Annotated in this window: 22 protein-coding genes; 15 read left to right on the forward strand and 7 right to left on the reverse strand. The window is 52.7% G+C overall.

The window, feature by feature from the left end; genetic code table 11:
- Nucleotides 1–165 precede the first annotated feature (165 nt).
- Entirely contained in the window at nt 166–933 is a 768-nt protein-coding gene (locus tag IE105_RS06965; protein WP_189496803.1) for a tryptophan 2,3-dioxygenase family protein, read from the forward strand.
- 142 nt (nt 934–1075) lie between these two features.
- On the forward strand, nt 1076–2029 hold the full coding sequence (locus tag IE105_RS06970; RefSeq protein ID WP_189496805.1) for an aminotransferase class V-fold PLP-dependent enzyme: 954 nt from the start codon (nt 1076–1078) through the stop codon (nt 2027–2029).
- Nucleotides 2030–2066: 37 nt separating this feature from the next.
- Here the strand turns inward: IE105_RS06970 and IE105_RS06975 are convergent, their stop codons facing one another.
- Genes IE105_RS06975 through IE105_RS06990 form a run of 4 tightly spaced genes read right to left on the reverse strand, consistent with a single transcriptional unit; the run spans nt 2067 to nt 10406 of the window.
- Entirely contained in the window at nt 2067–4139 is a 2073-nt protein-coding gene (locus IE105_RS06975; protein ID WP_189496807.1) for a M13 family metallopeptidase, read from the reverse strand.
- Between the two features lie 11 nt (nt 4140–4150).
- Nucleotides 4151–7363, reverse strand: a complete 3213-nt coding sequence (locus IE105_RS06980) for an efflux RND transporter permease subunit (protein WP_189496809.1) — start codon at nt 7361–7363, stop codon at nt 4151–4153.
- Nucleotides 7360–8955 (reverse strand): efflux RND transporter periplasmic adaptor subunit, encoded by a 1596-nt coding sequence (locus IE105_RS06985; protein ID WP_189496811.1) that lies wholly within the window; start codon nt 8953–8955, stop codon nt 7360–7362. Before IE105_RS06985 ends, IE105_RS06980 begins: the two co-directional genes overlap by 4 nt.
- A complete protein-coding gene (locus IE105_RS06990) occupies nt 8952–10406 on the reverse strand; it encodes an efflux transporter outer membrane subunit (RefSeq protein WP_189496813.1) in 1455 nt (484 codons plus the stop codon). The genes IE105_RS06985 and IE105_RS06990 overlap by 4 nt, the downstream gene beginning before the upstream one ends.
- 276 nt (nt 10407–10682) lie before the next feature.
- Here IE105_RS06990 and IE105_RS06995 point away from each other — a divergent pair, with 276 nt between their 5' ends.
- From IE105_RS06995 to phoB, 3 genes are all read left to right on the forward strand, one after another.
- Nucleotides 10683–12050 carry an ATP-binding protein gene (locus tag IE105_RS06995; protein ID WP_189496815.1) on the forward strand — a complete coding sequence of 456 codons (1368 nt, stop codon included), beginning with the start codon at nt 10683–10685 and terminating at the stop codon, nt 12048–12050.
- A 167-nt stretch (nt 12051–12217) separates the two neighbouring features.
- Nucleotides 12218–12937, forward strand: coding sequence for a phosphate signaling complex protein PhoU (gene phoU / locus IE105_RS07000; RefSeq protein WP_189496817.1), 720 nt, complete (start codon nt 12218–12220; stop codon nt 12935–12937).
- Nucleotides 12938–12955: 18 nt separating this feature from the next.
- Entirely contained in the window at nt 12956–13645 is a 690-nt protein-coding gene (gene phoB, locus IE105_RS07005) for a phosphate regulon transcriptional regulator PhoB (protein ID WP_189496819.1), read from the forward strand.
- Between the two features lie 30 nt (nt 13646–13675).
- On the opposite strand, the gene IE105_RS07010 is transcribed toward phoB, so the two are convergent.
- A complete protein-coding gene (locus IE105_RS07010; RefSeq protein ID WP_189496821.1) occupies nt 13676–14047 on the reverse strand; it encodes a flagellar export protein FliJ in 372 nt (123 codons plus the stop codon).
- Between the two features lie 287 nt (nt 14048–14334).
- On the opposite strand from IE105_RS07010, the gene ctrA reads away from it, so the two are divergent.
- A complete protein-coding gene (ctrA, locus tag IE105_RS07015) occupies nt 14335–15030 on the forward strand; it encodes a response regulator transcription factor CtrA (protein WP_189496822.1) in 696 nt (231 codons plus the stop codon).
- A gap of 176 nt (nt 15031–15206) precedes the next feature.
- On the opposite strand, the gene IE105_RS07020 is transcribed toward ctrA, so the two are convergent.
- A complete protein-coding gene (locus IE105_RS07020) occupies nt 15207–17654 on the reverse strand; it encodes a TonB-dependent receptor (protein ID WP_189496824.1) in 2448 nt (815 codons plus the stop codon).
- A 278-nt stretch (nt 17655–17932) separates the two neighbouring features.
- On the opposite strand from IE105_RS07020, the gene IE105_RS07025 reads away from it, so the two are divergent.
- Entirely contained in the window at nt 17933–19075 is a 1143-nt protein-coding gene (locus tag IE105_RS07025; RefSeq protein ID WP_189496826.1) for a DNA recombination protein RmuC, read from the forward strand.
- Complete coding sequence (locus tag IE105_RS07030) at nt 19072–19416, forward strand: avidin-fold protein (RefSeq protein ID WP_189496828.1); 345 nt, start codon at nt 19072–19074, stop codon at nt 19414–19416. Before IE105_RS07025 ends, IE105_RS07030 begins: the two co-directional genes overlap by 4 nt.
- Before the next feature lie 5 nt (nt 19417–19421).
- Here the strand turns inward: IE105_RS07030 and recR are convergent, their stop codons facing one another.
- The gene (recR, locus tag IE105_RS07035; RefSeq protein ID WP_189496830.1) at nt 19422–20027 is read right to left on the reverse strand and encodes a recombination mediator RecR; all 606 of its coding nucleotides are present in this window, start codon (nt 20025–20027) and stop codon (nt 19422–19424) included.
- A 135-nt stretch (nt 20028–20162) separates the two neighbouring features.
- Here recR and IE105_RS07040 point away from each other — a divergent pair, with 135 nt between their 5' ends.
- From IE105_RS07040 to IE105_RS07070, 7 genes are all read left to right on the forward strand, one after another.
- On the forward strand, nt 20163–21029 hold the full coding sequence (locus IE105_RS07040; RefSeq protein WP_233354030.1) for a TIGR03084 family metal-binding protein: 867 nt from the start codon (nt 20163–20165) through the stop codon (nt 21027–21029).
- Nucleotides 21026–22012 (forward strand): NADPH:quinone oxidoreductase family protein, encoded by a 987-nt coding sequence (locus IE105_RS07045; RefSeq protein ID WP_189496832.1) that lies wholly within the window; start codon nt 21026–21028, stop codon nt 22010–22012. The genes IE105_RS07040 and IE105_RS07045 overlap by 4 nt, the downstream gene beginning before the upstream one ends.
- Before the next feature lie 2 nt (nt 22013–22014).
- A complete protein-coding gene (locus IE105_RS07050) occupies nt 22015–23151 on the forward strand; it encodes an iron-containing alcohol dehydrogenase (protein ID WP_189496834.1) in 1137 nt (378 codons plus the stop codon).
- On the forward strand, nt 23148–23576 hold the full coding sequence (locus IE105_RS07055) for an acyl-CoA thioesterase (protein ID WP_189496836.1): 429 nt from the start codon (nt 23148–23150) through the stop codon (nt 23574–23576). The genes IE105_RS07050 and IE105_RS07055 overlap by 4 nt, the downstream gene beginning before the upstream one ends.
- On the forward strand, nt 23573–24184 hold the full coding sequence (locus IE105_RS07060) for an HD domain-containing protein (protein WP_233354031.1): 612 nt from the start codon (nt 23573–23575) through the stop codon (nt 24182–24184). Before IE105_RS07055 ends, IE105_RS07060 begins: the two co-directional genes overlap by 4 nt.
- 164 nt (nt 24185–24348) lie before the next feature.
- Nucleotides 24349–24669 carry a hypothetical protein gene (locus IE105_RS07065; protein WP_189496838.1) on the forward strand — a complete coding sequence of 107 codons (321 nt, stop codon included), beginning with the start codon at nt 24349–24351 and terminating at the stop codon, nt 24667–24669.
- A gap of 357 nt (nt 24670–25026) precedes the next feature.
- Complete coding sequence (locus IE105_RS07070; protein ID WP_189496840.1) at nt 25027–25575, forward strand: vWA domain-containing protein; 549 nt, start codon at nt 25027–25029, stop codon at nt 25573–25575.
- Nucleotides 25576–25645 lie beyond the last annotated feature (70 nt).

Raw genomic sequence — 25645 nt, forward strand, 5'->3', positions numbered from 1 at the left:
CACTGGCTAATCCGCACTTTACAGGGCGCCGCTTCCACGCCAATCATATGTTATGTCTAATGCAAGTCTCAAACTCGCGCAGCATGTGCTGCGAAAATGGCTGACTGGTCATTCCTGATCCCCGTTCGCGAACCGCTGAACGAACGATCACTAAGGATAAGACCCATGGACAGACAAGCCTACAAAAAGCTGATGCGCGGCAACGGCCAGCTCGATTATGAAATCTACTTGAACACAGAGCAGCTCCTCGCCTGCCAAAAGGAGCCGGAAGACCTCTGCAATCCTGACGAAATGCAATTCATGATCGTCCACCAGATCGAAGAATTGTGGATGAAGCTGATGGCTACGACATTGCTTGATATTGATGACGAAATGCGGGCGCGCAACAGTTTCAAAGCCCTCACCTTATTTCGCCGCGTCCATATTTGTCAGGAAATGATGAGCCAACAACTCACCCTGCTCGAAACCATGTCGCCCAAAGACTACCAACGCATTCGTCTTCTGCTCGGTAATGGCAGCGGCCAAGAGAGCCCCGGCTTTCGTGTGCTCTTGAAAATGCCGAAAGACCTCTGGGAGACATTCGTCGATGTCTATTTGGAGGGTGGAACGCGGACAGTCGATCAAGTTTACGATACGGATTATCGTCATGATGACGCCTACATGATCGCAGAAGCCCTGGCTGAATTTGACGAGCAATTCCAAAAATTCCGAGGCGACCATATGCAGCTCATCTACCGGTCGATTGGCGTGGGAGCGAAGTCTCTCAAAGGGCGTTCCGTTGAAATTCTGGACGAGGGTTTGCGATACAAAATGTTCCCTGAGCTTTGGCAAGTCCGCGCTGATATGACGGACCGTTGGGGCGGAACCTACGGCAAGGTTCGCGATAAATTAGACGTTAAAACGTCAGAACCAAAGCATCCGAGTCCACACTAAAATGCGCGAGCATTTCCACGTTCCGGACCATTACTTCCTCTCTCACAGTGTCGGTTGTCTCCCGCGCGGAATCCGAGACGCGCTTGACCAATCCTATCTTAGTCCATGGCAAAGCGGTACAAATTGGTCGGGATGGATGCCCATGGTCGAGCAATTCCGGGCTGGGGTTGCGTCTCTCCTCGACGTCACCGCCGCTGCGATCTGCCCACAGATGAATATATCCAGTGGACTGACGAAGATTATACATGCCCTACCTCGCGATCCGTCGCGTGACGTGATCCTGCTGTCCAAGCAGGATTTTCCAACCATCGGATTCGTTATAAAAATGGCAGAACGCGTTGGCTATCGCCTGCGCTTTATCGACGGCGATCCGATGGACATCACAGTCTGGCAGGCCGCCCTCGACGCGCAGACCGCGATTGTTCACATCACCCACGCCTTATCTGATAGTTCGCACCTCTTGCCTGTGGCAGACATCTGCGCGGCAACGAAACGCGCTGGCGCGATCTCTATCGTCGACATTGCGCAATCGCTCTGTGCTGTCCCAACGCCGGTTGCGGATTGGGACCCTGACTTCGTTTTGGGCACAGGGGTCAAGTTTCTCTGCGCGGGTCCGGGCGCATGTTTTCTCTATGCTAAGCCCGAGATGTGGTCTGCGTGTGAACCCGTCGACGTCGGCTGGTTCAGCCATGAAAATCCATTTGAAATGGACATAGTGAGTTTCCGCTATGCCAATGATGCGATGCGGTTTTTCGGCGGCACCCCGTCCCCGGCGCCACTCATCTGTGCCAATGCTGCCATCACGTTATGGCAATCGCTGGACCTGAACGCAGAACAAAATAAAATCCAATCGCATTTGGATTACCTGATGGAATCCACGCCGGAACAGTGGCGCGTTTCCCCAAATGACCCGTCACGGCGCGGCGCGACATTTGTTATTAAACCGGACAAGCCTGACGTTTTGGCGCACTCGCTAGCGGATCACAGCATCCTGCATGATCAACGCAAAACCGGGTTTCGGTTTTCAGTTCATGCTTACACGCCGGAAGACGACATCGCACATCTCGCTGATATTATCCGCCGTCACCGCCCATAAAAAAGCCCGCCAATTTGGCGGGCTTTGAATTTTGAGACTACCAGATTTTGACCCGGTCTTCTGGGGCCAAATACATCGCGTCATCTGGGCCGATATTAAAGGCCTCGTACCACGCATCGATATTCCGGACGATACCATTCGCGCGGAACTCGCCTGGGCTGTGGGGGCCGTTTTTGATCTGTTGTGACAAAGCTTCGTCGCGCCATTTGATCGCCCAAACTTGCGCCCATGCCATGAAGAACCTCTGATCACCGGTGAAACCATCAATCATAGGGGCTTCTTCACCGTTCAACGATTTTTTGTAGGCATTATAGGCCATCGTCACACCCGTCAGATCACCAATGTTTTCGCCGAGACCAAGGTCGCCATCGAGGAATTCACCGGGGAGTGGTTCGAACGCGGAATATTGCGCAGAAAACTTAGACGCGCGTTCCGTATAGGCTTTGGCATCCGCTTCAGTCCACCAGTCACGCTGGATCCCGTCACCATCAGATTTGCGACCTTGATCATCAAAACCGTGGCCCATTTCGTGACCGATCACCGCCCCAATACCGCCATAGTTCACGGCTGCATCGGCATGGGGGTCAAAGAATGGCGCATCGAGAATGGCCGCTGGGAAGACGATTTCATTTAGGATCGAGTTATAATACGCGTTCACTTGCTGTGGGGTCATCCCCCACTCGTCGCGATCAATCGGTGCGCCCAAGTCGCTCAGTTGATCCTCCCAACCCCATTGGCGCGCACTTTTGACTGTGCCGTAGAGATCAGCGCGATCGATTTCGAGCCCTTGATAGGCTTCCCAGACGTCAGGATAACCGATTTTTGGATTGAATTTAGCCAGCTTATACTGTGCTTGCTCCTTCGTCTCATCGCCCATCCATTCGAGGTTATTGATCCCTTCTTCGAAAGACGCACGAAGGTTTTCTACGAGCGTATCCATTTGTGCTTTGGAGGCGGGCGGGAAATGTTGATCAACATATACTTTGCCGACAACCATGCCGAGCGTGCCGTTAACTTGGCCAACGCCGCGCTTCCAACGCGGACGTTGTTCTTCTTGGCCGCGCAGAATTTTACCGTAAAATCCGAATGACGCATCATCGATCCGCTTGGGCAGATAGGCTGCGTTGTTCGACAGGAGTGAGACCGTCAAATAATCCTTCATCACATCGACAGGCGTGTCTGCAAAGACGGCGGCAGCCGCTTCAATCGCAGACTTTTCGCGGACGATAACGTCGCTCTCTCCGCCCAATCCTAAATTATCGAAAATGCGCGCCCATGGCATGCCCGGGGCCGTCTCCGCCAAAGTATCTAGGCTCATTTTATTGTAAGTCAGATCACGGTCACGGCGTTTGACGGGCTCCCAAAACTCTTCGGCCAACGCCGTTTCAAATGCCATCACAGCTTCCGCCCGCTCAGTCGAATTATCAACGCCTGCTTCGCTCAGCATGGTGGCGACAAAATTGACATAACCAGCGCGGATTTCGTCAGCGCGATCACCCTCTTCAAAATAGCTATTCCGGTTCGGCAAGCCGAGGCCGGATTGGCTCATATAAACACGGTGTTCGTCATTCTGTTTCGCGTCGATATAAACGTAAAGGTTCATCGGTGAATCGAGACCTAACGCCGGGTCGGACATGAGATCAGCAATATCATTACGCGTTGCGGCAGCCCTGATACGCGTCAGATCTGCTTGGACAGGCGCCAGCCCTGCCGCTTCGATGCCATCAACATCAAGATAAGCATTGTAGAAATCGGCGATCCGCTTTTCGTCGGCGCTTGGGTTCTTACTCGTTGCGGCGTCTTCAATAATCGCGCGAACACGTTCTTCGGCACGATCACTCAGCACATTAAATGCGCCAAAGCGGCTACGATCTGCCGGGATTTCTGTGTCCTTGAGCCATGTCCCGTTGACATATTCAAAGAAATTTTCGCCCGGCTCGACACTCACATCCATATTCGTAAGCGAAACACCAAACGTGCCAAGCTGGGCCGGTTGGACCACAACTTCGGATGACGCGTCTATACGGTTGGTCTCGACAGGTGAGGCATCGCTACAGGCAACAAGGAGCATTACGAGCAGGCTTGTGCCCGCCATCAAAGAACGTTTCATGTATTTACTTTCTATTCGGCTGGGGCTGGAGGCGGAGTTCCGTTGCCTAAGCTAGGAGGAATTTCTACTTCAAAATCATCAAGTGCTAACGCCAATTCAGGGTCATAGCTTGATCCAAGGGGCGGATATTTTTTGCCGTTCCAAAGGCCTTTGAAGAAGCGGTTTATATCAACCCCAATCCCATACATGGCCGGAACCAGCATTAAGGTCAGGAAGAAGTCGAACAACACGCCAAATGCCAGAGCCACGACCATAGGCTTGAGGAACTCAGCCTGTGGGCTGTTTTCAAATAAGATGGGCACAAGTCCGACAAAGGTCGTGACGGAGGTCAAGAGGATCGGCCGGAACCGGGCGACACAGGCGTCCAACATCGCTTGATAAGCGCCGATGCCCTTATCTCGCAGTCGATTGACATAATCGATCAAGACCAGGTTATCGTTCATCGCCACCCCTGTTGCGGCAAAGAACCCGAAGACAGAGAACATCCCAAAAGGAACGCCGGTGATAATATTGCCAAAGATCATCCCAACCCCGGCAAAAGGTAATGCCACGAGGATCAAGATCGGTTGAGCGTATGACTTAAACGCAATCGCCAATAAGATATAAGTTGCGAGTACAATCGCGACCAAGCTGATGATCAATTCGCGTATGAAATTACTCTGGATTTCGTCTTCGCCCACGACAACACGGGTCGCACGCGGGTGACGAATATCCCACTGCGGGAAGAAGTTTTCGTCCATATCCTTTTTAATTTCAGCCAGACGCGATTGCTCACCGCGAATTCGCGCGCCCGTATATTCGACGCGCTTACGGTCTCGGCGATTAATCCGGCCAACCCCCTCGGCGATTTCTACATCGGCGATGGAATAGAGCGGAACTTCAACACCATTAACGGCCCGAATACGAAGATTATTCAGACTGTCGAAGCTCTCGCGCGCGGCTTCGGGGTAACGGAGCATAACGCGCACATCTTCGCCATTGCGCGGTAGACGTTGTACTTCACGACCATAGAAAGCTTCGCGGACTTGCCGTGTGACATCAGCGAGTGAGATGCCAAGCGTCTCAGCGCCGGGCTTCAACGTGAAACGAATTTCCTGCGCTGAACTCTCAAGACCATCCCAAGCATTGTTGATGTCGGGATAGCTTTCCATCTGGTTTTTAATGTCCAGCAAGGCCGCACGTAGATCGTCTTCATTGGTTGCCGCGACACCGTAATACAGCCCACCGCCTTGACCAGAACCGCCTTCGGTAAAGCCGTATTGAACCCGAAACGCATCCGGAATTGGGCCGACATATTCTTCCAACTTATCAGCGATCGCCTTCGTCGAAAGTTTACGCCGTTCATTCGTTGTTGCGAGACCCAAAAATCCATTGATACTCCGCCCCTGGGCAATGGTCCCCGGCTTATCAATAATCGGGCCTTCCATACCAAAATCAGCCATAGCATTATCGTTGAGTTTCTTAATCCCAGCATCGACCTGTGCCCGCGCTTGGTTCACGCGCGCGAAGGATGTGCCCTCTGGGAACCGAGCTTCCACACTAACCATGTCACCTTCAACTTCTGGAATGAAAGCGGTTGGCGCAACGCCTGTGACCAGCAGCGCAATCGCAGCAAACAAGAGCCCGATAAAGCTGCTGAGCGTGACATAGCGCCAGCGAATAAGAGTCGCGACCAGAGGGCGGAACACTTTTTTCGCAAATGTGACGAGACTATCCGCAATCTTTGTCTGCAGACTGAGCAAACGGTTAGACGTCGGTTCAACATGTTTCATGTGCCGTAAGTGAGCCGGCAGAATAAAGAACGCTTCGATCAAGGAGAAGATAAGAACCGCGATCACCACGAGGCTAATCTGGCTAAAGATCGCCTGAATCGGACCCGACATAAACAGGAAGGGTAAGAACATGATGATAGTCGTTACAACCGCAAAAAAGACCGGTTTGGCGACCATATAAGCCCCGCCCACAGCGGCCCGTTCTCCTTCGATCCCGTTTTCATTATGAAGGTGGATACTCTCGCCCACGACAATGGCATCGTCGACCACGATCCCAATCACGAGTAAGAAGGCAAACAGCGAAATCATATTCAGCGTAATGCCGATATGCGGTGCAATGGCGATCGCACCCATAAAGGCTGCGCCAATCCCGACAGTCACCCAAATCGCCACTTTCGGACGCAAGAACAACATCAGAATGATAAGCACGAGGACCATACCCGACAGCGCATTACCGCCGATCAATTCCATGCGACTATCGAACATTGTCGACCCGTCAAACCAGATCGAGAAATTGAAGTCCGGCGGCAATTTCGCGCGAACATCCTTTTCAAACTGTCGAATAGCTTCGCCAGATTTTGTGATATTCATTTCGTCAGGTGAAACGACCTGAAAAATAGCGGCAGGTTGGCCTTTGAATTTTGCGTCAAAATCATCTTCCGCAAAACCGTCGATCACATTAGCAATGTCGCGCACACGCACAGTGCCGCCCTGCGCGGTTTGGCGAATAATAATATTGTTAAATTCGTCAGAGTTGTCAGCCAAATTCCGCGCGCGGAGTTGTAAATTGCCCGCCGTTGTTTCGACCGTACCTGCCGAGAGGTTGACGGATGCGCCTGAAATAGCCTGAGAGACCTGACTGAATGTCAGACCATAACGCAGAAGCGCCTCTTCCGAAATTTCAATGGTAACCTGCTCATCCAGCTTGGATATTTGCGATGTCAATTGAAGCCCAGGAAGCTTGGACAGTTCTTGACGTAACTGTGTCGCTTCGCGTTGCAATGTCAGCCGATCAATGTCGCCATACAGGGCGAAATACATGATATCAGCACGCGCATCCCAACGGGAGACTTGTGGTCGAAACGCGTCAGGCGGAAGGTTCTGAATACTATCGACACGGGCTTTCACCTGATCGATCATCTTTTCATAATCGATACCAATTTTGGTCCGAATATTGACATTTGCTCCGCCTTCGCGGGCGTTGCCTTCAATATAGTCAATGCCATCGAGGCCATCGACGGCTTCTTCAATCCGGACAACCAATTGTTGCTCAACGTCGCGTGGCGATGCACCGGGCCAAGAGACGCTAACGGACATGCCGTTAATTGTCGTTTGCGGGATAAATTCACGTTGCAGGCTGACGTAGCCCCAAATGCCGCCAACGAACATCATGAACATTAGCAGGTTTGCCGCAACCGGGTTGCGGACGAAATATGTAATGAGCTTTTTCATTCTGAGGCACCTTCGTCCGCAGGTTTATCATCGCCGCCATCAGCGTCATCTGACGATTTGGTGTCCCCTTTACTCCCTTTGCCTTCTCGCTCTTTTCTCATCCACTCCGGCTCTTCAGGCTCAACCAGCACGTCTTCTGGATTATTGATATTCAAGACCTTGAGCGGAATTGAAATTCGAGATCGTTCCATTGGCGACAGAACAACGAGCTCTCCCGCCTCAACTCCGGAGGACAAGACGGCGCGTTCAACGGTGGCATCAAGGACGGTGACTTTGCGAATTGAGGCTTTGCCTTTATTATCGACGGTATAAATCTCATCATCAACACGTAACCCGTCACGCGGAATAACAATGGCGTTCGGGAAAATTTTCCCTTGGACTTCTGCGTTCACAAAAAGACCCGGTGCAATCGGAACCCCGTTTTGCGAGCGACCGGCACCATAGGGATCGGTCACTTCAGCAATCGCAAAGAGCGCACGAGATTGCGTATCATAGGTCGCCTCTGTGCGCATGATGAGGCCATTCCATTCTTGTCGGACACCGCCGATCTCGATGGACAAAACAACGGGTGTTGCCTCCTCTTTATTCTTCGCGACAAAGGCTATTGGCAGATCAATTTTCGCCATATCGCCGTCTGTAAAGGGGAGACGAACCTCGACAATATCCGTCGAAAATATCCGACCGAGGCGCGATCCAGGCGTCACATATTGCCCCATATCAGACGCTTTCGTTCTCACACGGCCTGTAAATGGCGCAAGAACGCGGGTGCGAGACAATTGCAGGCGCGCATTCTCAAGATCCGCATTCGCGGCTTGCAGGGCGGCTTGAGCTTGTTGCTTTTGCGGCACGCGCAGTGCGAGCGGGCTTGGTGCGCCGCGGCCTAACTCTTCATAATCAGTCCGGGCAATATCGCCTTCGGCAATTTCACGCGCGAGAACCTGCTCTGCTTGCGCGACACCCGCTTGGGCACGAACCACGGCGACGTTATAATCGCTCGGATCGACGCGAATAAGTGTCTCGCCTTTCGTGAAGATTCCGCCTTCAATAAAGTTCGGCGACACATAGACAATTTTGCCCCCGACTTCAGGCACCAGATCAATCTCTGTTTGTGGGCGTGCTTCACCTTGCGTCTGAACGCTCAACCGAACATCCTGTCGCGTTGCGTAATCCGCCATGACGGCAAGCGGTGTAAACGGGCGTCGTGTTTCTTCCGGTTTTTGATTGGCGTTGATGATCGCAAAGGTCGCCATCGGGAACATCAAGAGGACAAGAACGGGCAGGATTATAGACTGAATGCGACGACTGATCCCGCGTCTTTTCTTAGGACGGCTCAATCTGACGGCCATGATGATCGAAACGACCCCCAGCACAATGAATAGCAACAGGACGAACATCTCTTTGGCAGGCGGTTTTACTTCTTCGCCAGTTCCACTACCGCCTGCTAAGATAATTGCGGCAAGGCCCAGAACAACGCCCAGCGGAACAATAATCAAAGGGGCGCGTGTAAGCCCTTTATTGGACACACCATCCGTATCTTGTTCGGGATTTTCCGGCATGTCCGGTTCCATATGAGACCCAATTATGTTGGTCATGGTAATTCAATTCCAAGAATTTTGACAGGATCACTGTCTTGTAAGTTTAGCGGTGCGACATATCCTGCCCCCCCGAGGGCGACATGTAGCCGAACACGATTTGAGAGACGCTCGGCCCGTGCCGAAATCAACTGTCCATCCGCACTAATACGGCGCGACTGTGCATCCAGCAATTGCAAAATTGTAGCGAGACCTTCTGTATAACGAAGTTCAAGTCTTTCCTCAGCCTTCACAGCCTCATCACGAGAGACACGCAACGCGGCTTCTCGGGCTTCCAGCCGTTTTTCAGCATCCAGTGCATTTTCAACTTCTTGATACGCTGTCAGCACCGTTTCGGCATAAGTTTCAACTTGAGAGGCGAGTTGCGCCTTTTGTGTCTCGACTTGGGCACGCAACCGCCCCCCTTGAAAAATCGGCGCCGTCAGTGACTCCGTCAGAGAGAATGCCAGGCTTTTAAGATCGAGAACATCTCCGATCGAGTTCAACGACTCATCGCCCGCGCTTCCGGTGATAGAGAGGCTCGGATAGAGGGCTTTGCGCGCGACATCGACGTTTAGACCAGCTTGCACAATGCGACGCTCTGAGGCCAAGATATCTGGACGCCTTGCTAACATATTTTCAGGTGTTCCCGCGCCTGTAAAAACCGGGAGAGCGGGCAGATCAGACGGGAGCGCGACATCAGCATCGGGATAGTCGCGAACGAGAGTCTGTATTGATCGTAATGTCGCGTCCCGCAATTGCAATCGAGACTGTTCTAGTGCTTGAGCGTTGGCAATTGATGACCGCGCTAATCGAACATCGGATGACCCTGTCAAACCACTTTCGAACCGTCTTTGCGTTAACCGCAACGACCGTTCTTGTGTCCGGATTTCTTCGGCAGAAAGCTCTACCAATAGGCCGGCCTCGATAGCATCGAACCAACCACTCGCCAGACGACTTACCACCGTCAGCTCGAGCGCGGCGATATCCGCTGCCGAAGCTTCAACGCCTTCGCCATCAGCCGCAATTTGATCGCGAATACGGTTGATGACATCGACTTCCCATCTAGAACTCACCCCCAAACCATAACTCGTTGATCCGGAATTGAAGCCAGTCCCCCCTTCACTACGCGTACTAGAGGCGTCCCCACCCAAGGTCGGATACAAGCTGGAACGGCTTGAATTCTTCGCGGCAATCGCGCGGTCGAGTTGTGCCATTGTGCGTCTGAGGGAGGGATTATCTGCGCGCGCTTTGGCCACAAGCGCATTGAGACTATCGTCGCTAAAGCTTTCCACCCAGTCTGCTTGCGGTAGCGCCTCGGGGGCAGGTTCAGCCCAAGTGGCCCGAGTGGGAGCCGCCGCATTAAGATCAACAACCGTATCATCGACAGGGTCAATGATACTGGCGCAGGCTGAGAGACTGATGGCCATAGCCATGAAAGCCGTTTTCATTATCGCGGTCGGACCGTGCATTTCGCCTCTATACTGCATCTCACTCAAACTCCTTTACGGTATGCGGACCGAAACTCTGGCACGAGTCGCCGCCTCTGCTAGAAACAACCAGATTGCATTCCGCAAGTCAACAAAACATTATCGAAAAACGATAATAGTGACGCTGGCGTGTGCAGGAATGGGTTTAACCTATCGCTTCCGCCTTCAGAGGGCTGTATTGAGCCATGATAGCGGTTTTATTCGGATGTTTAGATCGCACGACTGGACGAGGCTTCCCCATTCCGTCAGGGCTGCACTATGACAACGCAGGATCACACCGAAGCGAGCAACGCACATAGTTTGCGTGAATCTGACATTGTCATCCTGTCCGTTTTTGCGATCATAGCGATTGCCGCGATGGCCATCATGGCCCGCACCCCTTTGCTTGTCGGAATTGCCACTTTAGCGGGGTTTTGGATTGCGACGTTGATTTTCATAAGGTTGAGCCGCGTTTTGCGGTCTTCACGAACAGATCAACCCATTGACCCGGACGCCTTTCTCTCGGGCGCGAGGTTTGCAGCGACACTGACGGACGCCTTACCGCAAGCGATTGCGGTGCTCGATCGGGAAGGACGTGTTATCCACGCCAACCCGCTCGCCCGCTCACTGATCGAAATTGATACATTAGGTCGGCCACTCAGTGTCTATGTGAGAGATTCAGATATTAGCGACAGGCTTGCCACGGCTTTGGCGGGCTACACGCCTGATCCATTAATGGTCCACCGCGAAGTCCCGACAGAAAGTTACATCTCGCTTCTCTTTTCCGCGGTAACGCCCGCCGATGATGGGTCCGGGCGCATGATCGTCCTTGTTGTTATGAATGATGTAACGGAGCTCGTACTCGGCAATCAAAGACGCGCGGATTTTTTGGCTAATGCCAGCCATGAGCTGAAGACGCCCTTGGCCTCTATGCTTGGTTATATCGAAACCTTACGCGGACACGCCAAAGATGATCCGGACGCGCGGGAGCGGTTCTTGGGAATTATGGGCCAGCAGGCAGAGCGTATGCAGCGCTTGATTCAGGATTTGCTCTCGCTGCGCCGAATTGAACAAGAAGAACATATTGCCCCAACCGAAACGGCCGATCTTGATCTATCCGTGCGCGCGGCAATCGAATCCGTGGCGCCGTTGGCGGAAGCGCGCGGCATCACAATTATATATAAAAAGAAAAAGCGCGCGATTGTTCCCGGACACCAGGACGAGACAATCCAACTCTGTCTCAACCTGATCGAAAACGCGACGAAGCTTTCTCCTGCCGGCGCAACGGTTCACATTACGCTGTCACGCTTTGAGCAATGGGACCCGACGATTCCGTTTGCCGATGGTCGCTTGTCAAAGACCGCCAAAGCGCGGAATATCAATCCCGTTCAGACCAGCCCCCTTCCCGTTTATACGATTACGATCTCAGATTCAGGCCCCGGGTTTTCCCGTGAACATCTGCCGCGTATCGGCGAAAGGTTTTACCGGGTTGCGGGTGATTTATCTTCCAAAGAAAAGGGGACAGGCTTAGGTCTCGCGATTGTCAAACATATCGCCCGACGGCATCGGGCGGGCCTCTATGTCAGAAGCGAGCCCAACAAAGGCACAGAGTTTTGTATTGTCTATCAAGAGAGCCCGACTGACTAAAACCTCGCCCTTGGAACGCTCATTTCCGCCGCATATGTCGAATATAATGCGCTTAAAACAGCATGGTCATTTTAACTTCACAAACCTGTCACGTACAACTCACATAGGCTAGATTTTAAGAATCAGAGGCAAATCGAATTGATGGCCTCTGTACAGGGACCGTTCGAATGAACAGTTTGGCCGACCACATTGTCAGCGGGTACGATAGCGACCTCAATGATTTGACGACCAGCTTGTCCGATCTCGGCAGCTTGGCTGAAGGTATGGTGGCCGACGCCATTCGCGCACTCAATCGGCGCGATAACGCCCTCGCCCGCTCTGTGATCGAGCGCGATGATCTCGCAAATTCATTGCAGACGAAAATTGATAATGACGCCATGCGCATTTTGGCTTTGCGTAATCCGATGGCAACCGATTTGCGTCGTACGATTGGCGCCATACGTGTTGCCAATGATCTGGAGCGGATCGGTGATCTCGCCGAAGGCATCGCCAAACGGGCGATCAATCTCAATCATCAATCGCCGATTGACCTAACTCGCGGTGTGGAACGCATGGGCCGGCAAGTGAAGGCACAACTCTCCGCCGCGCTCGATGCTTTTTTGCGTGATGACACCAAAGCGGCCGTTCAAATCTGGATGGCCGACAATGATATCGATGAAATATACAATGCGATCCTGCGCGAGCTGCTAATCTATATGGTCGCCGATCCAGACATGATCAACGCATCGACAGCTCTGCTTTTCGCAGCAAAGAACCTCGAGCGGATTGGTGATCTTACATCCAACGTTTGTGAAGTCATCTACTTCACCCGTCACGGCGTTCAATTAATCGAAGATGACGCCGTAAAAACCATGATGCGCAAACCCAACACCAAGAAATCGTCTTAAGAAAGTCGAGACACTCCAATGAAACCTTATGTTCTGATCGTCGAAGATGAAGACGCTCTAGCCACGCTGCTGGAGTATAATTTCGACAAAGAAGGCTATGAGACCGCTATCGCCATGGACGGCGAAGAAGCGCTCTTGCTGGCATCTGAGCGAGCGCCCGATTTGATCGTATTAGACTGGATGTTACCCAAACTTTCGGGCGTCGAAGTCTGCCGCCGCCTACGGCGTCGCAAAGAAACGTCCAAAACGCCTGTCATAATGCTGACCGCACGCAGTGACGAAACGGATCGTATCACGGGGTTGGATTTCGGGGCCGACGATTACATGATCAAGCCGTTTTCAATGCCGGAACTGTTCGCGCGCACACGCGCGCTCATGCGCCGCGCGAAACCGAGCCTTTTAGAAGATATCATTCGCGTGGGGGACGTTGAAGTTGATAGTCAGGCGTTCCGCGTCAAGCGTAACGGCGAGACCGTTCACCTTGGCCCGACTGAATTTCGTCTGCTTGATCACTTTGTCCGCCACCCAGGACGGGTATTCTCGCGCGAGCAATTACTCGACGCGGTCTGGGGACGTGACGTCTATGTCGAAGCCCGCACCGTCGATGTGCATATTGGACGGCTTCGCAAAGCCTTGAAGGTATCAGGCAAGCCCGATCCAATCCGGACGGTCCGAAGCGCGGGCTATGCCTTTGAAGCGGTGGAGTAGGCCAATTACTCAGCCTCTCTTGAGTGGAGCCTAACCCGCGCGGGCTTGGCGGCTTTCAGCTTGTTGCGCCAAACGACGCGCGCGGATGCGTTCATAGCTATCCAACGCGTCTAACTCATCGCGAAGTTCCACAGCGATGTCTGTCGTTTGAGAAACAATATCGTCAAGTGACCGTCGCAAATTGCTTTTGCGAACAATTACAGACTGCGCATAGCTACCGTAGGCGACATAACCTTCGCGTTGTTCCGTCGCATCGACGGCCTCCTCTGGAACACTCTCCGACAGTTTCCGGATTTGGCGCTCTAGATCTTCGCGCGTGGCTTCTAAAACTGCGATTCGTTTCTGTAATTCTCCGACCCGGAATCGGGTGCGCTGAATTTGCTTGTCCGACATCTGTGCCATATTCTCTCTCCAAATACCCAATTCGTCCCGTTTTGACGGGTTTGATTGAGTCGTCTTTACAGAGATGGGCTTTCGGTCCGGTGAAGGAACAGGGTTAAGTCTTCTCAACCATACGCTCCAATATGCCTTTGTAACAAACTCGTCCCGCTTCCGATTTAAATAAGCGCAGGTGACAGGCTGTTAAGCTTGTTAACTTTCGGTTTACCGGTTTCCTTTAGCGGTGAAGCTCCATTAACCATGGTTCAACAAATGAACAGGTTATATGATTTGCCTGGGAGGGATGAACAATGCGGGTTCTTCTAATCGAAGATGACATGGCTACAGCACAAGGCATCGAACTGATGCTAAAGACTGAAGGCTTTAACGTTTACACGACCGACCTCGGTGAAGAGGGTGTCGATCTCGGCAAACTCTATGATTACGATATTATTCTTCTTGATCTGAACTTGCCGGACATGCCCGGCTTTGAAGTTCTCAAGACATTGCGTCTCGCGAAAGTTCAGACGCCGATCTTTATTCTCTCCGGTACAAACGATATCGAGACGAAAGTTCGGGGTCTCGGCACAGGTGCTGATGACTATATGACCAAGCCCTTCCACAAAGACGAACTCGTGGCCCGCATCCACGCCGTTGTCCGTCGCTCTAAGGGTCACAGCCAATCCATCATCACGACCGGCGATATCAAGGTGAACCTCGATGCGAAAACTGTCGAAGTCGGCGATCACCGCGTTCACTTGACCGGCAAAGAATACCAGATGCTAGAGCTGCTTTCCTTACGTAAGGGCACGACTCTAACCAAAGAAATGTTCCTCAACCATCTTTATGGCGGCATGGACGAGCCAGAACTTAAAATCATCGATGTCTTTATCTGTAAGCTACGCAAGAAACTCGCGTCAGCCACCCAAGGTGAACATTATATCGAAACTGTCTGGGGCCGCGGCTATGTCTTGCGCGATCCTGCCAAAGATAAAATGAGCGCTTAGCACGCCTCCCCTCTCCGACGTCATTACGACGGACAAGACCCTGCCGCGAGGCGGGGTTTTTTGTTGCCCTCAGGTTATGATTCCATTCCAATTTGGTGACAAATTGATTCCAACTCACACCACAAAAAAAGCCCCGTCCGATTGGGCGGAGCTTTTCTCTAATAGAAAGGACGAGGCTAGAACTTCAGTGACCCTTGCACCGCAACCGTGCGGCCTTGGCTGTAGAATGTATAATTAGAGTTCGCGCCAAAAGTGCTGCCACCCAACGGCGTGTCCCCATTATAGGTCTTAAGAATTTCGTCGGTCAGGTTTTTACCCAACACGGCGATTTCCCACGGACCATCCTGTGGTCCGAAGCCCAACCGCGCGTCAATCTTGACGTAACCATCCTGTACACCAGCCGGATCTTGGGTCTGTGACGCATTGTAAGAGCTCTTATAGAGCAACGTCGTCAGGCCCGTCAGTTCATAACCGTCGAACACCATGGCATTCCAATCAACTGTGACATTCCCTGTAAAGTCAGAAACAAGGTTGTTCTTCAGACCGGAATAGTCACAGAACCCTGTGGTCGGATCAAACCGATCATCGGATCCATCACGGGCTTGGGTGCCGTAACACTGACCATTTTGGAAATCGGTGAATTCGAAGTCCGTTAGCGCCGCGCCGCCCGATAAGCGGATATTATTGCTGACCGCCCAACGACCATCCAGTTCTAGGCCCTTCACTTCGGACGATGCTGCATTGCCGACATTAAAGCCGAGGATGCCGTCAAAGATCGAAATCTGTAGATTGTCGAACTCAGTAAAAAACGCGGTTGCATTCAACTCGATCGCGCGACCGAGTTTGAACTTGCCACCCACTTCGTAATTCGTCGCTTCTTCATCACCAAACTGGAACGCTTCCGCTGTAGACGCGGACTGCCCCCGATTGTTGGCGCGGAAGTCAAACCCGCCCGATTTAAAGCCGCGCGCCCAACTGGCGTAAAGCAGCGCTTCATCCGACACATCCCAAACCAGTTTCACGTCTGGCGAGAACTTGGTGACGTTACGGTTTTGTGTTGGCACCGTGCCGGAACCAAAGGCCGCTACAAGTCCTGCCGCGCCTGGAACGCCGAGCCCCGCCAAACCGTCGAGGTTGGAAGATGCAATACCAAAGACGTTAGCATAGACCAGAGGCGCTCCAATTTGGGCGGCTGGCAGCGCGCCGAAACTATCCGTCGTCACATCAAGATTTCGAACCCCATCCTTATCTTCATTCGTAACACGCGCGCCCAATTGAAGGGTCAAGTCATCACGAAGGTGCCAATCAACTTGGGCAAAAGCCGACAGGACTGTCGAGTCGACTTGTGCCTGACGGAACGCCTGTGTGCCTGACAGCAAGCTGCCCGCCCCCGGAGACCGGCCATTGACGGCAGGGATGAGGATGGAATTCGACTCGACAACAATTTGGTCCTGATAGGTGTGATCAGACGACTGATAGAATGCCCCTACGATGTAATCAAAATCATCCCGTTCGGGAGACGTCAGACGAATTTCTTGGCTGAATTGTGTATAGTCTTCTTGCAAACGTGCGAGGAAAATATTGGCGCCCGTGAAGTCACAATCACACTGCTCATTATAGGTCAGTGTCTCGTAAGCCGTTATCGCTTGCAGCGTATGGTCACCCAACGCCCAATCAAGCGTCATCTGATATGTTTCCATATCATTGAAGCTGTTATCCCCATTGGAATGACGATTGCCGTCTTGCGTGAAGTCAAGAACGCTAGCGTCTTGACCAAACACACCGACTAGAATTTGTGGGTAGGTAAGGCCGTTAAACGGAGATGACGGGTTGTTCACCGGGGTCGCGTTCTCAACTTCGATATTCCGGCCAATAGCATCAAAAGACGTCACTTCGGCTTTGAAAGTCGCCATCAAATCTTCGGTCAAGTCGACTTCGACTGTCCCGCGGATCGTAAGCTCTTCACGCGCAACTTCATCGCGGTTGAGAGTTTGGTTGATTTGAAAACCGTCGGCATCGCGGTAACGACCTGCCACGCGCGCCCGAACACGGTCAGACATCGGGCCCGAGAGCATACCTTCGAGAACGGTTTCGCTATCCTCGATTTCATAGGACCCAAACACACTCCCTTGGAAATAATCCGTTGGCTTCGCCGTGGTGACGTTGATGGCCCCCGCAACAGAGTTTTTACCAAACAGAATGGACTGCGGTCCGCGCAAGACTTCAACTCGTTCAAGATCAAGGAACGGCGCCCGAACCTGTTGGCCCCGTGGATAGTGAACGCCGTCCACATAAACGCCGACAGATTGCTCGAACCCTTGGTTCACGCCAGAGCCAATTCCCCGGATGAGGAAGGCCGTGGTGATGCCTGTTTCAGCATAGGTAAAGTTTGGCACCAGAGTTGTCAGATCTTCGATCTTGACGATTCCCGTCTTCTCAATTGTGTTCGCATCGACAGCCGCCACAGAAATAGGAACATCCTGCAAACCTTTGGCGCGGCTTTGCGCGGTGACAATGATTTCGTCCAAGATAGGACCAGTGTCTTGCGCTTGCGCGAAACTCGGCAAGCTTGATGCCAGCATAACAGAGAGCGCTGACGCGCCGAGAAGGCGGTATTTATTCATTGAAATCCCCAATTTTTTGATAGTCGATTCGACGACCTTGTGGCGTGTCTCTAAAACCGATGTATAAATGTGAGGATATACAAACTGCCACGAATTACCTCCTAGCCTTTAGGCTATGTGAGCTGGTGAATATAATGTTCGCCGCTCCACCCTCATCTTCATAGGGATGATCTCGCCTCATGATCAATAAAGCGAAATACTGAGCAAATTTATGAAAGCCCAAGTTCATCGCTCACAGGCTCTTCCCTCACACGCCAAGCTGTGCTTTGAGAACAAAGATGGAACCAATCCTAACATATGGCCCGATAGATTTGACGGCTTTAGAACTTGTTTGCGGCATGGTTTTGCTATTGCTCGGCCTCTGGTTTGGGTCCCTTTTGCGCCCGAAAGATGACGCGACGAAATCCGAGCTTATGGCCATGCGCGGGCAACAGGCAGAATTACAGGGTCGTTTGGCGCAACTGTCAGAAGAACAAGCGCAGCGCGGAGATTTATTTCAGAAGAGCTTGGATGAGCGATTAGCCACCATGACCGAACGCGTGGGTCGATCAATCACGGAGCAGTCTGAGACCTCTGCGGGTCATTTAAAACGGCTTGATACGCGCCTTGAAGTCATCGACCGCGCGCAGGCTAATATAAAAGAACTCGCGAGCGAAGTGTCTGGTCTGCAATCTATCCTGTCAAATAAACAATCACGCGGCGCATTCGGCGAAAAGCAAATGCAATCCCTGATCGAGCAGTTCCTACCTGCCCGCACCTATTCATTCCAGCAAACCCTATCCAATCGGGCGCGTGTTGATGCCTTGATCCATTTACCCGGCGACCATTTGGACGTCGCGGTCGATAGCAAGTTCCCGCTCGAGGCATGGCAACGCCTGATCGCTAGCGAAGACACTGTGGTGGGTGAGGCGGATAATCGTGACACGGCGAAACGACAGTTTGCCGTAGATTGCACCAAACACATCAAAGATATTGCCGCGAAATATCTTCTTCCCGGAGAAACCCACGAAATTGCGCTGATGTTCTTACCGTCAGAGGCTATCTATGCGGAGCTTCATTCCCGCTTTCCGAAAGTCATAGAACGGGGCTTTACAGACCGTGTCATGATCGTCTCCCCCACCACCTTTATGGCGACGCTACATACGATGAATGCCGTACTAAAAGACGCTGCCATGCGCGAACAGGCCACGGTAATTCTTGACGAAGTCACGAAAATTAGCGCGGATGTGAGGCGGCTTGATGACCGTATCGCCAAGCTGCAGAGCCATTATGATGGCGGCCTGGAAATGATGCGGCAGGCCCGGATCAGCACCGATAAGATCACACGTCGTGCCGATCGGATTGAGCAGCTAGAGCTGAATGAGGATGATCCCACCGCGCTCACGGATAGCGGGCCTCAAAAGACAGGACCGCTCTTATGATTCACTATGGTGAGCGTCTCTTCCGGACAGTCTCCACGAATGGAGCCGGGGATGTGGGATCAAACACCGTCTTCCGCTATGAGCAACGAGACGCCATTTTAATGGGTACATATAGTGGTGGTAAAGTCGACTATGGCTCGCTTGTTGGCAAAGTACGGAAAGACGGAACACTCACGTTCCTTTACCATCACGTCACCAAATCAGGCGCTCTGCGGTCCGGTAAATGTGAGAGTCGCCCCGAGATCCTTCCCTGCGGTAAGATCCGGCTTTATGAAACATGGGAGTGGACATCCGGCATGGGGGCCGGCGGCCACGGAACCAGTGTGATTGAAGAAATTTAACGCGCCTACAATAGTCGGCGGCTTTTCATCGCCGCCGCGATCGTCCCGTCATCCAGATAATCAAGCTCCCCGCCAATAGGGACCCCGTGCGCGAGCCGCGAAACCCGCGCGCCCGTTTTCTCCAAATGTTCCGTGATGTAATGCGCCGTCGTTTGTCCATCGACTGTGGCATTCATGGCAAGGATAACTTCTTCTGTTTTGCCCGCGCTCACCCGTCCGATTAATGCCGCGATATTGAGGTCTTCGGGGCGAATGCCGTCGAGCGCTGACAGAGTTCCCCCCAGCACATGATAGGTCCCGCGAAACGCACCGGCACGTTCCATCGCCCATAAATCAGAAACATCCTGCACCACGCATATCGCCGTTTGATCCCGACCCGGCGCGGTACAAATATGGCAGGGGTTCGCCGAGTCGACATTCGCGCAAACAGAACAGGTGGAAATCCGGTCGGCAGCGATTGTCATCGCGCTTGCCAGCGGCGTCATCAACTTATCAGGGGCTTTGAGCAGATGAAGCGCCGCACGCCGCGCCGAGCGTGGCCCGAGCCCCGGCAAGCGCGCGAGCAGTGTGATCAGCCGATCAATCTCTGGCGAAACGGATGGTCCGGCCATGACACACTCCAAAGTAATTTTGAACGAGCACAGCTCGCCTTGCGGAAATCCGATGTGGGGATTCGGGTCTTCATTACAAGCAATCGGCCGCCGCGCCATGCCCCCTGATCATCACACGCAAATTGCCGTCCGCACATGGTCGATGGACCCTACCGGACGATTGACGTTTCAATAGGCTTTCGTCACACTCTGCCCATGCAAGCTGCTCATGACTTCCAAGACGAATGCAACGCCATTAATGCCTTGCTGGCTGACCTCTCCCCCGCAGATTTTAACCGTGAAACGGCGTTTAAAGGGTGGACGATTGGCGAAATCATTGAACATTTGCACCTGTTTAACATTGCCGCGGATGATGCCCTTAAGGGAGATGACGCCTTCGCGGCCTTTTGTACGAAAATCCTGCCCGATATGGCCAAAGGGCATCGACCGTTACAGCGCGCTTGGTTTGGCGAGACGCCCGCTTCAGACACGTATGCCGCGTGGCGTGAATTTTATCCCGAGATGACCCGTCGTTTCTCAGCCGCAGATCCAGACGCCCGCACGAAATGGTTTGGCCCGGACATGTCCGTCCGCTCCTGCATCATCGCGCGGCAAATGGAACATTGGGCACACGCGCAAGCCATTTATGACGCGCTCGGCGTAGAGCGCGTTAATGCGGATCGCTTGAAAAACGTCGCCCATATTGGCGTCACGACCTATAGCTGGAGCTTTAAGGTCAACAGCGTGGCCCCGCCGAAACCCAAACCCTATGTCCGGCTCATTGCGCCCAGCGGGGGTGTTTGGGAATGGAATGAGCCGCAGGACGACAACCGCATTGACGGCCCGGCGGAGGACTTCTGTCAGGTCGTGACCCAGTGCCGGAATATTGGCGATGCCGACATCGCCCTCAAAGCTACGGGTGATACTGCGGAACACTGGATGCGGATCGCACAATGTTTCGCCGGCCCACCGGAAACGCCTCCCGCCGTCGGGACGCGCACAAAAACTAAGGTCGCCCCATGAAAGCTCTTCGCGTTCACGCCTTCCAAGACTATCGAAAGAACAGTGTTGAAACTGTAAGCGCTGACCCGATGAAGCCCGGCCATGTCCGGGTTGCAATCAAAGCCGCTGGAATTAATTTCCCTGATATCTTGATGATTGAAGGCAAATACCAAGTGCGCCCCCCCTTCCCCTTTATCCCCGGCGGAGAAGCGGCAGGGATTATCACTGAGGTCGCGGACGATATCTCTCACCTCGCCGTGGGCGACCGCGTCGCCTATCTCGGACAATCGGGAGCGTTCGCAACAGAGGTTGTTGCGCCTGCGCCGTTAGTCGGCCCCATCGGAGACCTCCCCTTTGATATCGCAGCAGGCCTCGTCCTGACCTACGGGACTTCGCTTTATGCCTTGAAACAGCGAGCTCAATTACAAGCCGGCGAAACGCTTGTTGTCTTAGGGGCCGCAGGCGGTGTCGGCCTTGCTGCCGTACAGCTTGGCAAAGCGATGGGCGCACGCGTTATTGCCTGTGCCAGCACGGATGAAAAATTAGCGGTTTGCCGCGCGAACGGGGCCGATGAAACTATCAACTATTCCGGCGACACGGACCTAAAATCCGCCATCAAAGCGATGGGCGGCGCAGATGTGATCTATGATCCCGTCGGTGACAAATTTGCCGAGCCCGCTATGCGCGCCATGAATTGGGGCGGTCGTTACCTCGTCATCGGTTTTGCCGCAGGCGATATTCCGGCCATCCCGCTCAATCTTGCTTTGCTAAAGTCCATCGATATTCGCGGCGTGTTCTGGGGTGCCTGGACCCAACGCGAGCCGAAGGAACATAGCAAAAATGTTGGCGAGTTGATGGCCATGCTAAAGGACGGCACAATCACACCCCATATTTCCGGTCATTACCCATTGGACGATTTCGCCGATGCGTTTGACGCGCTGACCCAACGCCGTGCGATGGGGAAAGTTATTCTGACCATGACTGACCTTGAGACGGAGACCTGAGCATGCAAAGTTTCAAGACCGTCTCTGACATTCGCATCGAGGCGGGTGGCACGGCCAAGCTGGATGCCCATGTCGCGGGACTGTCCCGCAACAAGAAAATTGCGATCATCACAGACAAAGGCGTACGCAGTCTCGGGCTCATGGACGCTGGCGTCGCGGCACTGCGAGATGCAGGCTATGAGGTAATGATCTTTGACGATGTCGTCGCCGACCCACCTGAAGACGTCGTTATTGCAGGGGCTGAAACGGTCAAGCAATTCGGCGCGGGACTTGTCATCGGGTTTGGCGGTGGATCACCGATGGACACGGCGAAAGTTATCGCTTTTCTCGCCGATAATGACGTCACCTTACCGCAAATTTACGGCGTCGATGTCGCGCAGGGTTCACGCCTGCCACTGGTCCTGATTCCGACGACGTCTGGCACGGGCAGTGAAGTCACCAACGTTGCAATTATCACGACAGGAGAAGGATCAAAGAACGCGGTTGTCTCCGACCCGCTCTATGCTGACCGGGTGCTGCTGGATGCGAGCTTAACGCTCGGCCTGCCCGCTCATATCACGGCGGCGACGGGCATCGACGCAATGGTCCACGCGATTGAAGCCTACACGTCTGTGCACCGCAAAAATCCGATCAGCGACGCAATGGGTCTCTCCGCCTTGCGTAAGCTCACCCGCGCCATCGGCCGAGCTGTGAACACGCCTGACGATGTGGACGCGCGCAATGATATGTTGATCGGCGCCATGCTGGCGGGACAAGCTTTTTCAAATGCGCCCGTTGGCGCGGTGCATGGCCTCGCCTACCCGCTGGGAGGGTTTTTCCATGTTCCACACGGTCTCTCCAATTCGCTTGTCATGGTCGAAGTTATGAAATTCAATGCCCAAGAAGATCGCGCCAAACGGTGGTATGGCGAGATTGCCTCCGACCTTGGGGTTGGACAGACACCCGCGGCTTTGATCGACGAAATTTTGCGGTTGCAAGATGAGACAAAAGTCCAGCGCCGTCTCCGCGACGTGAATATCACATCTAATGACATTCCCATGATGGCGGATGACGCAATCCTAAAAGACCGCGTCCTGCGCAATAATCCGCGCGAGATGACCCACGCCGATATCGTTAAAATTTACGAGACGATCGCGTGAGGCTGCAACCCGACACCCTTACTGATTACGCCTATTCGCTCGAGCTACCGACACGGTGGAACGACAATGACGTTTACGGTCATATCAATAATGCGGTTTATTACGAATATTTCGATACGGTCGTAAATCGCTGGTTGATTGAAAATGGTATTCTTACAATCGGTGAAAGCGACACTATTGGCCTCGTTGTCGAAACCGGCTGCGCCTATTTTGCCCCGCTCACATTCCCAGAGCCTATCAAGGCTGCTCTGCGCGTCAGTAAAATTGGTGGCAGCTCTGTGCGCTATGAAATCGGTCTGTTTGGCCAAGGGAAAGCCGCCGCCGCGCGCGGCCACTTCGTCCATGTCTATGTCGATGAAAAAACCCGGCGGCCTGTGCCAATTTCTGATAAAATGCGAACCAAGCTTGAGGAAATCGTGCGATGAAAGTTGATATGGACGTCATGGATGATGTGATGAAAATGGACCCGTCGACGACGGGAGAACAGGCCACATTTACCCGCATGCAAGAGGGCTCACTTGATGATTGGAAGATCATCGGCGCCGCCCATAAGCAAGAGTTCGGTAAAACGGCCGACCGTTTCATCGGCATGTTGCGCCAACTCGAAGACGCAACACTTGGCTTCGCCTGTGATCAACTTCAACATTCGCTGATGTGCGGGACATTGGCTCGCCGTGCGGGCGCTTCAACAGAACATATCGTTATCGCGCTTTGCCACGACATCGCCAAAGTCATCAATGTGCCCAATCACGGCCCCATCGCGGCGGAAATGATGCGTCCTTACATTAGTGAAGACAGCTACCACGTGATTTACAATCACCAAGCCTTTCAGGGCGAACATTACTACCAATATCTCGGCGCACCCACCGACCTGCGCAAACAATGGAAAGACGAGAGCTGGTATCCCCTCGCCGTTAAATTGGTTGATGAATGGGACGCCCCCGCGTTTGATCCTGATTTTGAGGTCGATAGTTTAGACAGCTTCGTCCCGCTTATGCGCGAAGTCTTTCACGACAGCCCTAGACCTTTGTAACACGCCGAAAAATCAGGGATATTTCTCGCATTCGCCCAAGAGCCTAAAATTTTGATCGGCTTTGATGTTCATTTCGTCGGGAATTGACTTTGGGTTAATTCCTGTTAATCTTTAGGTGTCTGACGCACAAAAAATACGCGCAGATTCATATAAAGGGGAATATCTTGTCTATCGCTAAAATTATTTGGCTTGTGAGCGTACTCGCTGCCGTCGCCTTAAGTTTCGTAATCACCGGATATAATCCGGCTATTCTTGCTGTCCTCGGATTAGCGAGTGGCTGGTTCTTAGATGGAGATCACCGACGTGGCGTTATTATTGCGGCCGTATTCTTAATGGTCGGCGGTGCCGCATCATTGAACGGCATTCCGGCTATTGGCGTACATCTTGGGGCTATTCTCGTCAGCCTTGGCGCTGTGTTTGCCGCAGCCTCCGTGATGGCAATTGTTCGGACATTGGTCGAACGGATTATGCCGTCAAAAACATAGCCCGCAATTGCAGGCTTACAATGTTGCGTTTCTGTTTGGGTCATATCCGGTAAGAAACGTGGACAAGACTAATCAGAGAGGGCCGGCCTGTTTTACAGGTCGGCCCTTTTTACGTTTTACGCCAATCTTCTTATGGATTCATCAATATAGGTCGCTCCATAAATCCACTTAAACGTTTAATTTATGAAAATGTAGTTATTAGTTGTATAATTGCTATTATATGTTAAGACATCTCCATGGGCGCGACCTTTTGCAGCCATGACAATTGAAATTAAAATATTGATTTCTCGAACTCAAAGGCATCCCCTTTATTCGAATGTCCGCTGAAACTCGCCTTGCAAAAACAAGGAGTAAGCCATGACGGATTTCGCGAATGTCGTTCCCATAATCGATACCTCAAACAGTATGACCATTAATGGCTATGTCGCCATTACGAAAAGATCGAGCAAAGCGTTTGTTTCATATGCCCAACCCGGTGATGGGCTTGCCGTCGTAAACTATGATTCCACAGCAAGAACGACCTATTCCGCAGGATCATCGCTCGCGACAGTTGATCAAAATTTAAGCCAAGCTATCGCGGCCGCCAACGCCATTGAAGCGCTAACGTTTACAGGCAGTGCAACAGCGATTGGGAGCGGATTAATTGCCGCCGCGACTTTTCTAGATCCGGCCACGACCCCAAAGGCCATGATTTTATTATCTGATGGCTACCAAAACACGGGTCCAGCCCCGTTGGATAACCTGCCGTCCTACCCTGTTTACAGCTGCGCCATGGGCCCCAATGCCGACATCGCGCTTATGCAACAAATCGCCACCCAGACAGGCGGCGTGTATTACAATGCGCCTTACCCTTCGACCATGATGTTTATTTATTGTCTGACGTCAGCGCTCATGGCACAGATTTGAGCCTGGGCTAAGAGAGACTTTGCTCACCTCCATCCTTATGGAGTGAAGCATGAGACAGACTAAAACAACG

It is taken from the genome of Algimonas arctica, from assembly GCF_014652695.1.
In the GTDB taxonomy this organism is placed as follows: domain Bacteria; phylum Pseudomonadota; class Alphaproteobacteria; order Caulobacterales; family Maricaulaceae; genus Litorimonas; species Litorimonas arctica.

What these genes read in the sequence shown, in the direction of transcription:
- IE105_RS06965 (WP_189496803.1), top strand. Translation starts at nt 166, where the DNA reads ATGGACAGACAAGCCTACAAAAAGCTGATGCGCGGCAACGGCCAGCTC.
- IE105_RS06970 (WP_189496805.1), top strand. Translation starts at nt 1,076, where the DNA reads ATGGTCGAGCAATTCCGGGCTGGGGTTGCGTCTCTCCTCGACGTCACC.
- IE105_RS06975 (WP_189496807.1), bottom strand. Translation starts at nt 4,139, where the DNA reads ATGAAACGTTCTTTGATGGCGGGCACAAGCCTGCTCGTAATGCTCCTT.
- IE105_RS06980 (WP_189496809.1), bottom strand. Translation starts at nt 7,363, where the DNA reads ATGAAAAAGCTCATTACATATTTCGTCCGCAACCCGGTTGCGGCAAAC.
- IE105_RS06985 (WP_189496811.1), bottom strand. Translation starts at nt 8,955, where the DNA reads ATGACCAACATAATTGGGTCTCATATGGAACCGGACATGCCGGAAAAT.
- IE105_RS06990 (WP_189496813.1), bottom strand. Translation starts at nt 10,406, where the DNA reads ATGCACGGTCCGACCGCGATAATGAAAACGGCTTTCATGGCTATGGCC.
- IE105_RS06995 (WP_189496815.1), top strand. Translation starts at nt 10,683, where the DNA reads ATGACAACGCAGGATCACACCGAAGCGAGCAACGCACATAGTTTGCGT.
- phoU (WP_189496817.1), top strand. Translation starts at nt 12,218, where the DNA reads ATGAACAGTTTGGCCGACCACATTGTCAGCGGGTACGATAGCGACCTC.
- phoB (WP_189496819.1), top strand. Translation starts at nt 12,956, where the DNA reads ATGAAACCTTATGTTCTGATCGTCGAAGATGAAGACGCTCTAGCCACG.
- IE105_RS07010 (WP_189496821.1), bottom strand. Translation starts at nt 14,047, where the DNA reads ATGGCACAGATGTCGGACAAGCAAATTCAGCGCACCCGATTCCGGGTC.
- ctrA (WP_189496822.1), top strand. Translation starts at nt 14,335, where the DNA reads ATGCGGGTTCTTCTAATCGAAGATGACATGGCTACAGCACAAGGCATC.
- IE105_RS07020 (WP_189496824.1), bottom strand. Translation starts at nt 17,654, where the DNA reads ATGAATAAATACCGCCTTCTCGGCGCGTCAGCGCTCTCTGTTATGCTG.
- IE105_RS07025 (WP_189496826.1), top strand. Translation starts at nt 17,933, where the DNA reads ATGGAACCAATCCTAACATATGGCCCGATAGATTTGACGGCTTTAGAA.
- IE105_RS07030 (WP_189496828.1), top strand. Translation starts at nt 19,072, where the DNA reads ATGATTCACTATGGTGAGCGTCTCTTCCGGACAGTCTCCACGAATGGA.
- recR (WP_189496830.1), bottom strand. Translation starts at nt 20,027, where the DNA reads ATGGCCGGACCATCCGTTTCGCCAGAGATTGATCGGCTGATCACACTG.
- IE105_RS07040 (WP_233354030.1), top strand. Translation starts at nt 20,163, where the DNA reads ATGGTCGATGGACCCTACCGGACGATTGACGTTTCAATAGGCTTTCGT.
- IE105_RS07045 (WP_189496832.1), top strand. Translation starts at nt 21,026, where the DNA reads ATGAAAGCTCTTCGCGTTCACGCCTTCCAAGACTATCGAAAGAACAGT.
- IE105_RS07050 (WP_189496834.1), top strand. Translation starts at nt 22,015, where the DNA reads ATGCAAAGTTTCAAGACCGTCTCTGACATTCGCATCGAGGCGGGTGGC.
- IE105_RS07060 (WP_233354031.1), top strand. Translation starts at nt 23,573, where the DNA reads ATGAAAGTTGATATGGACGTCATGGATGATGTGATGAAAATGGACCCG.
- IE105_RS07070 (WP_189496840.1), top strand. Translation starts at nt 25,027, where the DNA reads ATGACGGATTTCGCGAATGTCGTTCCCATAATCGATACCTCAAACAGT.